This is a genomic window from Candidatus Dorea massiliensis AP6, assembly GCF_964245105.1.
In the GTDB taxonomy this organism is placed as follows: domain Bacteria; phylum Bacillota; class Clostridia; order Lachnospirales; family Lachnospiraceae; genus Laedolimicola; species Laedolimicola intestinihominis.
Genome location: NZ_CAXTKW010000016.1, coordinates 12690 through 24554, shown reverse-complemented (window position 1 = coordinate 24554; position 11865 = coordinate 12690). Strand labels below are relative to the sequence as shown.

The 11865-nt window shown below is 54.0% G+C and carries 10 protein-coding genes; 1 reads left to right on the top strand and 9 read right to left on the bottom strand.

The features are described 5' to 3' along the window. Window positions 1-29: 29 nt before the first annotated feature. The 9 genes from ACESZP_RS15285 to gpr all read right to left on the bottom strand — a co-directional run bounded on the left by ACESZP_RS15285 (window position 30) and on the right by gpr (window position 11407). Window positions 30-1820 carry a cobaltochelatase CobT-related protein gene (locus tag ACESZP_RS15285; protein ID WP_499709569.1) on the bottom strand — a complete coding sequence of 597 codons (1791 nt, stop codon included), beginning with the start codon at window positions 1818-1820 and terminating at the stop codon, window positions 30-32. A 21-nt stretch (window positions 1821-1841) separates the two neighbouring features. After that, a complete protein-coding gene (locus tag ACESZP_RS15280) occupies window positions 1842-2756 on the bottom strand; it encodes an AAA family ATPase (RefSeq protein WP_178039881.1) in 915 nt (304 codons plus the stop codon). 26 nt (window positions 2757-2782) lie between these two features. Next, on the bottom strand, window positions 2783-3496 hold the full coding sequence (locus tag ACESZP_RS15275; RefSeq protein WP_499709567.1) for an HAD family hydrolase: 714 nt from the start codon (window positions 3494-3496) through the stop codon (window positions 2783-2785). 60 nt (window positions 3497-3556) lie between these two features. Then, a complete protein-coding gene (hemW, locus tag ACESZP_RS15270) occupies window positions 3557-4675 on the bottom strand; it encodes a radical SAM family heme chaperone HemW (RefSeq protein ID WP_499709565.1) in 1119 nt (372 codons plus the stop codon). A gap of 11 nt (window positions 4676-4686) precedes the next feature. Next, window positions 4687-6501 carry a translation elongation factor 4 gene (gene lepA, locus ACESZP_RS15265; RefSeq protein WP_499709564.1) on the bottom strand — a complete coding sequence of 605 codons (1815 nt, stop codon included), beginning with the start codon at window positions 6499-6501 and terminating at the stop codon, window positions 4687-4689. A 102-nt stretch (window positions 6502-6603) separates the two neighbouring features. Continuing rightward, on the bottom strand, window positions 6604-8679 hold the full coding sequence (locus ACESZP_RS15260) for a heavy metal translocating P-type ATPase (protein ID WP_499709562.1): 2076 nt from the start codon (window positions 8677-8679) through the stop codon (window positions 6604-6606). Between the two features lie 4 nt (window positions 8680-8683). After that, window positions 8684-8995, bottom strand: coding sequence for a DUF6110 family protein (locus ACESZP_RS15255; protein ID WP_178040118.1), 312 nt, complete (start codon window positions 8993-8995; stop codon window positions 8684-8686). A 202-nt stretch (window positions 8996-9197) separates the two neighbouring features. Continuing rightward, the gene (gene spoIIP, locus ACESZP_RS15250; RefSeq protein WP_499709561.1) at window positions 9198-10499 is read right to left on the bottom strand and encodes a stage II sporulation protein P; all 1302 of its coding nucleotides are present in this window, start codon (window positions 10497-10499) and stop codon (window positions 9198-9200) included. Between the two features lie 53 nt (window positions 10500-10552). Then, the gene (gene gpr / locus ACESZP_RS15245; protein ID WP_178039462.1) at window positions 10553-11407 is read right to left on the bottom strand and encodes a GPR endopeptidase; all 855 of its coding nucleotides are present in this window, start codon (window positions 11405-11407) and stop codon (window positions 10553-10555) included. Between the two features lie 192 nt (window positions 11408-11599). Here gpr and rpsT point away from each other — a divergent pair, with 192 nt between their 5' ends. Then, window positions 11600-11863, top strand: a complete 264-nt coding sequence (gene rpsT / locus ACESZP_RS15240; protein ID WP_158363809.1) for a 30S ribosomal protein S20 — start codon at window positions 11600-11602, stop codon at window positions 11861-11863. Window positions 11864-11865 lie beyond the last annotated feature (2 nt).

Genomic DNA, 11865 nt, shown 5'->3' with positions numbered 1-11865 from the left:
AACTCCTCGTATATAAGTTTATAGTCCTTTTACTGTGCCGTATCGTCCAACTGACGCTTCAGATAGAGTCCTACCACACCGGAAAAATTCATAATATTGCGGATGTAAGCGAAATCCCTGCCGAATATCCGCCGCTCCGCCTGCAGATCCTGCTCCTCCCCGGCGAAAACGCCCAGCACGGAGATGCCCTCCGCACGAACCTTTCGCACCTCGGAAGCCGTATCCCGCACCGCATAGTCACCTGCGTAGGGCGCAGGGTTCTTGCTGTTGGGCCGGTTCACGATGATGTCGTTGGGACGCCCGTCGCTTAAGACGATGAGAACCTTATTTTCCTCGGGGCGTTCCCGAAGACTGGCCGCAGCCGCCCGGATGGCCAGGCCGTCCCGGTTATTGGACGATGCGTGAAACTCAAAGATCCTCTTATTGGCCTCCTTCGGGTCGTCATAGTCCCGGTAGCGCTGCATGACCGTGTAGTCCCAGAAGGTACAAAAGCCCATGACCCGATGAGGAATCTGTACGCTGCTTAAGGCCTCGCTGATGATATAACCCTGCAGGGCCACCAGGCTCTGACGGCTTCTTTGAGAACCGCTGGCATCAATGAGCACGTGAACCACAAATTCTGAGCTGTCCTTTTTCAGCACCCGCTCAAAAAGCTTCTTATCATGGCTGCGGCCCAGCTTCCAGAGTCTTGAGGGTACGATGCTGCCATACTCGCTTTTCACCGTCTCCCGCTCGCTTCGAGCCACCAGAGCCCGGCGCAGGGTGTCTGCCAGCACCTCGATATTCCGCTTCGCCACCCGGGTGTAATGACCGTATACCCTGAGGTTCTCGCTCTTTGACCGTCTGGCGTACTCGGACTGATAATTCCGCTTCACCATATTGGAAAGGATGCCGTCGGTAAAATAGAGGCTGCAGTCCGCATGGGCGCCCCGGCAGAGACTGCGGTTCAGACGCTTCTGCTCTCCGGCGCTTAAATAGGATCGCCCATAATTCAGCTCGATGTAGGAGTACATCTTCTCAACCGCTTCCGCGTCCACCAGCACCCTTTTCATGCGGGTTTCCTTCTTTTCTTCCTCAGAGGGAACCTCTCCGGTCTGGATCACGGCCTGATTGACCTGATTCAGTACCTGGGTCAGGTCCTCCTCCGCCGCTTCCTCCTCCAGATAATCCTTCCAGTTGAATTCCTGTAAGTCCTCCATGGTCACGGCCAACACCTTTTCCAGATCGCCGTGATTTTTTTCGAAATAAGGATCGACTAACCAGTTATACATGGCGTCCGTAACCCGAATGATTTCCATCGTATCTTCGGTGTCCCGAAGGCCAGCCAGCATGTCCAGCGCCTGCTGCATCCTGGCCTGCTCATGCCCCGTCTGTCCCCGGACCGCCTGCTGCATCATGCAGATCTTAATCTGCCCCAGGTAATAGGAGGCAAGCCTTGTAAAATCATAATCCAGCAGATCCGAAAAAGCTTTTTTCCGAATCTCCGCGACGCCCTTTCGCTCCGCGCTGATTTTTTTGTAAACCGCACTGTCCACCGCAAGCTGGGCCACATTCGTCAGAGCCTGCTCATCTGCCCCATAGTACAGCTTTTTCACCAGATACAGTCCAAAAGCGTTTCGGTCAAAGTATCGGGAAAATGCCCCCTGCTTCACCGCGTCATAGAGAGACACCCAGGGCGACCGGGAGAAGGATACCGTATCCAGCTTGATGTTCTCACCGTAGTTACCGCTGACCGTCCAGTACAGGTTCCGGATTCGATTTTCTATCTCATACTGATTTTCGTCAAAATATTCCTGCTCCAGGTTTTCCTGTTCCTTCATGCTGCCTCACCTGTGATTTTCTTAAAATAATTCGCTTCCGGTCCACTCCTCCGGGATCCGGGTCATGACAATGTCGCCGATGATTTCCTTTTCAAAAATATCAAAGCTTTTATTCGTAATACCCATAGTCACCGCCGTCCGGGGCGTAAGACCGGAGCGCACCGTCTTAATCGCGCCGATCATGCCGCGCAGATCCAGCGGCTTCGTGGAAATCTCACTGTTCTGGGCCTTCACCTGCAGGTCAAGAAACAGGCCTGCGAAAGCCCGCAGTCCCGCTTCCTTCGCGTCAGGGAAGTTGGCCCGGAGAATCCGCATCAGTGTGCTTTCCGTAAGCGGCGGCATATCAATGACCAGAAACCGGGACACCAGCGCCTCGTTCAGTTCTCTGGTTCCGGCGTAGCCGTAATTCATGGTTCCGATAAAGCGGGTGGCCGGGTGCAGTTCAATCTTATCATAGCCCGGCACGTCGATAATGCGACGGTAATCCAGGGTCGCGTGAAGCACGGAAACCGCGTCATTTTTCGCCATATTAATCTCATCGAATACGCCGAAGCCGCCATTTTCCGCGCACTGGTATACGGGACCCCTGCGCAGCCGCACCTCATTGTCCACGAAGGTATCCGTTCCGATCAGGGAACTACTGTCGGTGTTCACGTTAAACGAAATATTGTAGGAAGGACGGCCAAAGATCCAGGCCAGATTCTCCGCCAGAATGTTCTTTCCCGTGGCCTTGGAGCCGGATAGCAGTACATTTTCCCCCTGTAAAAGGGCTGCAATCGCCATTTCCAGAATCTCTTTTCCGTAAAAGGGCACCGGCGGCTTCACCACACGGTTTCGCGCCGCCTCCGCCACCGGATACTGCGCCCGGAATTTCTCTACCTCCTGAATCAGCAGGGGATTCACCTGCTGCTCCTCTAAAAAATGCAATTCGTTCATATTCGTTTTATTCCTTCTCTATGGTCTTAAACCAGTGATTTTACATAGGGAACCAGCTCGTCAAAATGGCGGATAATCTTATAATCCTCCGGTTTCAGATCGGTCTGCTCCGGCAGAACCTTCTCCTTGGCCCGGTACCAGACCGGATGCATGCCCGCTTTTGCGGAACCTGCCACATCCTTTTTGAAGGTATCTCCCACAAACACCATTTCCTCGGGCTTACAGCCTGCCTTTTTCACACACAGGGCCATAAATTCCGGATGGGGCTTCTCATGGCCCGCCTCCTGGCTGGTCACCATATGGGTGATATAGGGTGCAAATCCAAATCGCTCCAGCTTCTGATACTGCATCCAGAAGGTCATATCCGTGCCGATTCCCACGCCGATGCCCATTTTCCGAAGCGCCCGTATGGCCTCGATACTTCCCGGCTCCGCCTTGCTCTCTGCAAGCAGAGCGTCCCAGTACAGATGATACAGCTTCTCCACATGGGGAAACAGGGGCTTGCCCCACTGCTCCAGCAGGTTCTGCAGGCGGATGCTGCGGCTGTGGGTGGCTGCGTCGTCCTTTCCCAGACGGACCTTCAGCTCTTCGTTCATCCGCTTGTATTCGCTCCGAAAATACGCTTTGGCAATTCCAAGCTCTTTTTCGGCATATTCCGCCATACGCTCCACGCCCAGCGCGTGGCCTTTTTCATAGTCATACAGGGTATCGTCAATATCGAACACTACTTCTTTTATCATACGCCGTCTCCTTCTCTTCTCCCGTTCTTACTATATACTATTTTTCCCTTTGAATCCAGTCTAATCCAGCAGAAATTCCGCCAGTACCATGTTGCTCACGTCGATGCCCCGATCGGTCAGCCGGACTCTCCCGTCTGCCCGCACGAGAACCTCTTCCTGTATCAGCTTTTCCAGCACCGGGCCGTATACCTCCTGAATCTCCTCCGTGACCGCCACGCCCCGCATTTCGCGCAGCCCCAGAAACATGGTCTCCTCCAGCACGTCCCGATGGTTCAGGGGCTCCACGCTTTCATAGGTGAAATGGCCCTTCAGATATTCCTTCAAATCCGTACTGTTTTTATAACGCACCTCGCCAAGCAAAGACGCCGCGCCGATGCCAAAGCCCCTGTAATCGGTCCGCTCCCAGTAGGAGCAGTTGTGGCGGCACTCGTACCCGGGCTTCGCGTAGTTGGAAATCTCGTAACGCTCATAGCCCTTCCCGTGTAAAAATGCTTTCGTGTCCTCGTACATAAGCCGATCCAGATCTTCGCCCGGAAGCTCACTCTCCTGGGGCCGATCTTCTCCATATCGCTCATAAAAGGGCGTGCCCTCCTCAACAATCAGGCTGTAAGCGGAAATATGTTCCGGATTCAGATTCGTCACTTTTTCCAGGGTGGACAGCCAGCCCTCCCGGGTCTGTCCGGGCAGGGCGGACATCAGATCTATGTTCACATTGGCGAAGCCCAGCTCCCGCACCAGCTCATAGTTGTGAAGGAACTGCTCCCAGGTGTGGATACGGCCCAGTGTTTTCAACTCCCGGTTATCCGCCGACTGAAGGCCGATGCTCAGACGGTTCACGCCCGCCCGCTTGTAAGTCTCCAGCTTTGTCCTGTCCAATGTACCCGGATTGCACTCCACCGTAATCTCCGCATCGGGACGCAAAAGAAGCCGCCGGGAAACCTCGTCGAGGACTCCTGCCAGCTCTTCTCCTGCCAGAAGAGAGGGCGTGCCGCCTCCAAAAAAGACGGTCGCTCCCTCATATGTTTCATTCAAGTCTCCGGCTGACCGGATTTCTTCCTTCAACGCACGTACATACGCGGCCCGGGTCGTCTCGTCCGCCGGGGCAGAGAGGAAATCGCAGTAGGCGCATTTGCGCACGCAGAAGGGAATGTGAATATAGATACCAAGCTTTTTTTTCATGTCAGCCAATCCTATTTGTCATCCAGCTTCAGTACGCTCATGAAGGCCTTCTGTGGGATCTCCACATTGCCCACCTGGCGCATCCGCTTCTTTCCTTCCTTCTGCTTCTCCAGAAGCTTCTTCTTACGGCTGATATCACCGCCGTAACACTTGGCCAGCACGTCTTTCCGCATGGCCCGAACGGTCTCGCGGGCGATGACCTTGCCGCCCACAGCTGCCTGAATCGGGATCTCAAAGAGATGACGCGGAATCTCATCCTTCAGCTTCTCACACATTTTGCGGCCACGCTCGTAGGCAGTACTGCTGTGGACAATGAAGGACAGGGCGTCCACTTCTTCCTTATTGATCAGGATATCCAGCTTCACCAGATCGGCCTGCACATAGCCCTTCATCTCATAGTCGAAGGACGCGTAGCCTCTGGAACGAGATTTCAGGGCGTCGAAGAAGTCATAGATGATCTCATTCAGCGGAAGCTCATATTTTAACAGGGCACGGGTCTCCTCCATATATTCCATGCCAAGGTAGATGCCCCTTCGCTCCTGGCAGAGTTCCATGATGGAACCGATGAACTCGGTGGTCACCATGATCTCGGCGCTGACGAAGGGCTCCTCCATATGCTCGATCTCCGACGGGTCGGGCAGGTTGGACGGGTTCGTCAGATCGATGACCTCGCCGTTGGTCTTATAAACCTTGTAGATAACGCCCGGAGCCGTGGTCACCAGATCCAGGTTGTATTCCCTCTCCAGACGCTCCTGGATGATTTCCAGATGGAGTAGTCCCAGGAATCCGCAGCGGAAACCAAATCCCAATGCAATAGATGTCTCCGGCTCAAACTGGAGGGACGCATCGTTTAACTGCAGCTTCTCCAGGGCGTCACGGAGATCCGGATACTTGGCTCCATCCGCCGGATAGAGACCGCAGTACACCATGGGCAGAACCTTCTTGTAGCCCGGCAGCGGCGCGTCGCAGGGATTATCCCGGTCGGTAATCGTATCACCTACACGGGTGTCCCGGACATTTTTGATGCTGGCTGTCACGTAGCCTACCATGCCAGCAGACAGCTCGTCGCAGGGAATGAACTGGCCTGCGCCGAAGTAGCCTACCTCCACGACCTCTTCCTCGGCTCCGGTGGCCATCATGCGGATGGTGGTTCCCTTCTTCACCGTACCCTCTTTAATTCGACAGAAAATAATAACGCCCTTATAGGAATCGTATACGGAATCGAAAATCAGGGCCTTCAGGGGCGCGTTCGGGTCGCCCGTGGGAGCCGGGATTTTATGCACGATGGCTTCCAACACCTGATCCACATTCAGACCGGTTTTCGCGGAAATCTGGGGCGCGTCCTGGGCCTCCAGGCCGATGACGTCCTCAATCTCGTCGATGACCCGCTGGGGCTCGGCGCTGGGCAGGTCGATCTTGTTGATAACCGGGATCACGTCCAGATCGTGGTCGAGTGCCAGATACACATTTGCCAGTGTCTGGGCTTCGATACCCTGGGCCGCGTCCACCACCAGGATGGCGCCGTCGCAGGCCGCCAGGCTTCGGGATACCTCGTAGTTAAAGTCCACATGGCCCGGTGTATCGATGAGGTTGAAGATATACTCCTCGCCGTCCTTGGCCTTGTATACAGTGCGGACGGTCTGGGCCTTGATGGTGATTCCGCGCTCCCGCTCCAGATCCATATTGTCCAGCACCTGGGCCTGCATCTCCCGGCTGGTCAGAAGACCGGTCTGCTCGATGATGCGGTCCGCCAGGGTGGATTTTCCGTGGTCGATGTGAGCAATGATACAGAAATTGCGGATTTTACTCTGGTCAAATGTTGTCATTCAAAAATTCCTCCGTTATCTGGGTTAGTTTTATCTAATTCATAAAACGCCAAAAAGCGGGTGCGTAAAAACGCCCGCTTTCCGGTCTATTATCAGCATACCCTATTTACGTAAGGGCTTCATGCTGTTTAAGCTTATCACAAGTGTGGATGTATTGTGAAGCAGTGCGGAGGTGGTCGGCTGCAGGATTCCGGCTACACCCAGAACGATGAGGCCGGTATTGAAGCCTACGATGGTCCGGTAATTCTTATGAATCCGCTTCATCAGGCCGTTGCCGATGTGTTTTAAGGCTACCAGCTGCCACAGATCCTCTGCGCCCACGGTCACGTCCGCAATTTCCCGGGCGATCTCCGCACCGTCGCTGATAGCGATGCCCACGTCTGCCGCAGACAGTGCCGGGGAATCGTTGATGCCATCGCCGATCATCATGACCTTGCGGCCCTTTGCCTTCTCTTCCTCTACGAAGCGCGCCTTGTCCTCCGGCAAAACCTCTGCGAAGAACTCGTCCACGCCTACCCTGGCCGCTACGGCTCTGGCTGTCCGCTCGCTGTCTCCGGTCATCATGACTACCTTGGAGATGCCTGCGTCCTTCAGGGCCTGAATCACAGCCGGCGCCTCGGGACGAATGGGGTCCTCGATGCAGATAACGGCTGCCAGCTCGCCCTCTACCGCCAGATAGAGATGGGAATACTCAGCCGGGAGCGCGTTAAACTTCTCCTCGGTTCCGGCCGGAAGGACACATTTCTCATCGTCAAATACAAAATGATAGCTTCCGATAATCGCTTTCTTCCCTTCTACTGTCGTAGAAATGCCGTGCGCCACAATATATTCTACTTTCGAATGCTTTTCTTCATGGTTCAGGTGCTTCGCCTTGGCGGCGTCCACAACTGCTTTTGCCATGGAATGGGGGAAGTGCTCCTCCAGGCAGGCTGCCAGACGAAGAAGCTCGTCCGGACTCTCGCCGTTAAAGGGAACCACCTCTGCCACGGTGGGGCAGGCCTTTGTCAGGGTACCGGTCTTGTCAAAGACGATGGTGTCCGCCTCTGCCACAGCCTCCAGGTACTTGCCGCCCTTGACGGTCACATGCTCCGCCCCGGCTTCACGAATGGCTGACAGGACCGAAATCGGAATCGCCAGCTTCAATGCGCAGGAGAAATCCACCATGAGTACGGCCAGGGTCTTCGTCATATTACGGGTGAAAAACCAGGTGGCCGCCGCACCCGCCAGGGTGTAGGGAACCAGCTTGTCAGCCAGATGCTCTGCCTTGCCCTCCACGGATGATTTCAGCTTTTCAGACTCCTCGATCATGGCCGCGATGCGATCATACTTGCTTGCGCCGCTTCCCACTTTGACACGGATGGTCAGCTCGCCTTCCTCCAGAACGGTTCCGGCGTAGACCGACGCTCCCGGAGCCTTGGCCACAGGAACAGATTCACCGGTCAGGGAGGACTGGTTCACCATACCCTCGCCTGCTTCTACCGTTCCATCAAATGGTACCACATTTCCCATATGGATGACAACCAGATCTTTTTCCTGAATGGAAGAAGAATCCACCAGAACCTCCTGGCCGTCGCTTAAGAGCCACACCTTTTCAATGTTCAGGGACATACTGCGGGCCAGATCGCCCACGGACTTCTTGTGGGTCCACTCCTCCAGGATCTCACCGATGCCAAGCAGGAACATGACAGAGCCTGCGGTATCGAAGTCGCCCCGGAATACGGACACGCCGATGGCGGTGGCATCCAGTACCGGAACCTCCATCTTACCATGGGCCAGGGTCTTCGCGCCCTTCCACAGATATTTCCACGATTTTACAAATGCAATGCCGGCGCGGATCGGATAGGGCAGAAACAGCTTGCTTCCCGCGCGCATGATGACACTGTTCACCAGCTTCTCCCAGTACTCCTCATTCAATGCTCTGCCGGAGCTTTGGAATACCGCCTGGGGAACGTTCACATTTTCATAACGGAAATTCCGAAGAGCCGTCAGCACCTGCTGCCGATCCCCCGTATAATAAACCACGATGCTCAGAGTATTGCGCTGTATTTTTGCCGAAGTTACAAAATCCCGTGTGTCCAGATAATACTGAAGAGTATCCGCCTCTTCGATGCTCATACGGCGCACGCAGGCCTGAACACGGATTCTGCCTCTGATTTCATGCCTGATGATGAACTTCATGGATTTACGCCTCTGTCTCCTCAGTTGTCTCTGCAGCTTCCTCCGCCTCAGCGTCTGCCACAACTGCTGCCTCTGCAGCTGCCTCGCGCTCCTCATTGATCTGCTTTGCTCCGGCGTAGATGTCCTCTGCGTTCTCCTGGATCACAGCCGCAGTCTTCATGACGCAGCTCTTCGCGCGAAGTACGGCTGCGGTGCAGTTCGTATATACATTCTTAGCGTCATCGCTTGACAGTGCCTTGATACCTGCGGTGCCAAACAGCACACCTGCAGCGAAAATTCCAGTCTTCTTCCAGTCAACATTCTTTAATTTCAGCATTATAATTTCCTCCTCTTATCCGTATGCTTATTGTTTATGAACCGTATTGGTTTTACAATGTCCGCAATGATATCTTCGTCTTTTATCTTTTGGACAGGCTTATTATAGCATGCTCTTTTTCAAAGGCAAGACTAATCGTTCTTATTGATAATTTTTGTTGATTTAGATGCGAAAAAGTCATTGACATTCCGGTTAGTTTATGCTATTTAGGATTACCTAACACCTGGTAAAGCACCTCTGCCAGGGGATCCATAGCGTTCATCATTTCCTCCAGGGTGTTGGTCTGAGCTCCTGCTTCCACAAGCAGGGACTTGGGCCGCAGGTGCAGATTGTAACGCAGACTCTTCAGATAGATTTTGCGGCTGACGCCCGGATAATACTTTTCACAGGCAAGCTTTAGCTGCAGAGACAGCGCCAGATTTTCCCCGATATAAGGATTATACAGATAAGATATGGGGCCGTTCCGCCTGCTATAGCTTAAGCCGTTGAAGAACATGAACTGGGCCGTGGGTTTTCCGTCCACCTCTGTCACCAGATGGGTGTCTTCATTTACACCATCCCGGTGCAGATCTATCAGCACTTCGATGGACGGATTTTCCGCCAGAATCCGCTTCACATCCTCCGCTGCCAGTGTATAGGCACGATTCCGATCCAGTTCGCCGTCCATATAATCATAGACATTCGTATTATGTATCACGTTATACCCAAAGCGTTCCCGCAGGATTTCCGTCAGGCGGTCGCCCACGCCTACGATGGTGGTGCGTACGTCACCCTCCACGGAATCTGCAAAGCCCTCCTGGGAATGTGTATGATAAATCAGAATCTGGGGGGCGCTGCTGTCCTGCTGCAGGGTCATGTCCATGGAAAGCAGGGCGCCGGCATTCAGAAGATCACTGCTGATATCCGTGTTACTTTCTATTATATAGAAATTGTTTTTCAGAAAATCAAAATCGGAGAGCTCTGCGGCACTGTATTCCCGTCCCTGCACGGAGGGTTCTGACGGCACTTCCCCCAGATCCGCTTTCGGCTCCCCGTCCGGTTCCGGTTCTGTTGCCTGCTGATTTTCTTCTTCCACCTGCTCCGCCAGGTCGAAGGCCTCTCCGGTCTCCTGGTTGATCTCGTTTTCATCATGGACGCCGCCCTGAATCAGTATTTCATAAGCTGCGGTGCTCTCGATGGCAGGGGTGTAATCCTGCTGTCCGGTCAGAAAACCGTAGAGGGGAATGATGCTCACCGCGCGCTCCAACACCCATTCCTCCAGACTGTCCGCTTTGGCCCCGCCACCGGACGCCGTGTAAACCAGGGCCGGATACAGGGTTTTCGTGGCCGCCCGCTGCAGATCTCCCTCCATTTCCAGAAGACCTGCTTTCCAGATATAAGAAAGCTTTCGAAGGGGCCTGACTCTGACGCTGCTGCACAGGATGTAAAGTCCCATGCCGACGATCAGGAGCCAGACCAGGCCGTTTATGGCTTTTCCGATTTTCCTGCTGCTTTGTTTTCTCACGCGTTCATTCCCCCATACTGTTTTCAGTATATGAGCCACCGGACACGCTTATGTCAGGACAGAGCCAGATTCAGGGCCTCGGAAATAGTAAAGCTTAAGCGGCGGATCATCTCGTCCACGTTCTTCGGAGTTACGAACATGCCGTTCAATCCCGGCGGCACGCTCCTTCGATCGCCCGTGGCATCGTAGACAATAGTTGCCGCGTCCACCACGGTTGGCACACCGATGGCCAGCACCGGGACACCAATCGTCTCCTTTGACAGACTGTTCCTGTGATTGCCCACTCCGGAACCGGGCTGAATGCCTGCGTCGGACAGCTGGATGGTCCGATTCAGGCGCTTGCTGCTGCGGGCTGCTAGGGCATCAATGACTACCACATAATCCGGCTTTGTCTCGGCCACGATGCCCTGCACCACCTCCAGGGTCTCCATACCGGTCTGTGCCATCACGCCGGGAACAATGGCGCTGACCAGATGCACCTTTTCCTTCGCAAACGCAGTCTTGCCATATTCCCGCACCACATGACGGGTAACGCGCAGATGACCGGCCACCTCCGGTCCCAGGGCGTCCGGCGTCACTTCCCGGTTGCCCAGACCCACCACCAGCACAGATTTCTCATTTTTCACATCCAGAAGCTTTTTCAGATATTCTGCCAGCTTCTCCGACACCTCCCGGTGATAATCCTCGTCTGGCTCCGACATCCGGGGCGCTTCCAGTGTAATGTAGGTACCGATGGGCTTTCCCATGGCCTTCGCCCCATTTTCTGTCTGAATCCGGACTACCGTTACCCGGATGTCCCGCCGCTCGTCGTAGGACTCTTCCACGGCTACGCCACGGATTTCCACATCCTCCTCAAACCGCTCTCTGGCCTCCAGCGCCAGATCCGTCCGCACCTGAAATTCACTCATCCCGTTTCCTCCTGTTTTCACGTCTTACGCTATTTCTTTCTATTTTTTGCGTTTTTTTCAGAAATATGTATTGACATAACGTTATTCCTGTCCTAAAATATATGAGTATGTTTTGTAAAGACGTCCGTGTCCGGCTTTTACGGAACATGTAAAAATAAGCTTATTTTAAAACATGGTTTGGAGGTGTACGGATTGGCTAACATTAAATCTGCAAAGAAGAGAATTCAGGTTGCCGAGACTAGAACAGCCAGAAATAAGGCTATCAAGTCTGAGGTTAAGACCGCAATCAAGAAAGTAGACGCTGCAGTTGCCGCAAAGGATGTTGAAACTGCAAAGGCTTGCTTAAAGGCTGCTATCGCTACCATGAGCAAGGCTACTTCCAAGGGAGTTTACCACAAGAACACAACTTCCCGCAAGATTTCCCGTCTGACCAAGGCTGTAAACAGCATCGCTTAATT

Coding starts and splice junctions, on each gene's coding strand:
- gpr (WP_178039462.1), bottom strand. CDS start 11,407: ATGAGTGAATTTCAGGTGCGGACGGATCTGGCGCTGGAGGCCAGAGAG.
- lepA (WP_499709564.1), bottom strand. CDS start 6,501: ATGACAACATTTGACCAGAGTAAAATCCGCAATTTCTGTATCATTGCT.
- ACESZP_RS15285 (WP_499709569.1), bottom strand. CDS start 1,820: ATGAAGGAACAGGAAAACCTGGAGCAGGAATATTTTGACGAAAATCAG.
- ACESZP_RS15275 (WP_499709567.1), bottom strand. CDS start 3,496: ATGATAAAAGAAGTAGTGTTCGATATTGACGATACCCTGTATGACTAT.
- ACESZP_RS15260 (WP_499709562.1), bottom strand. CDS start 8,679: ATGAAGTTCATCATCAGGCATGAAATCAGAGGCAGAATCCGTGTTCAG.
- ACESZP_RS15280 (WP_178039881.1), bottom strand. CDS start 2,756: ATGAACGAATTGCATTTTTTAGAGGAGCAGCAGGTGAATCCCCTGCTG.
- ACESZP_RS15255 (WP_178040118.1), bottom strand. CDS start 8,995: ATGCTGAAATTAAAGAATGTTGACTGGAAGAAGACTGGAATTTTCGCT.
- hemW (WP_499709565.1), bottom strand. CDS start 4,675: ATGAAAAAAAAGCTTGGTATCTATATTCACATTCCCTTCTGCGTGCGC.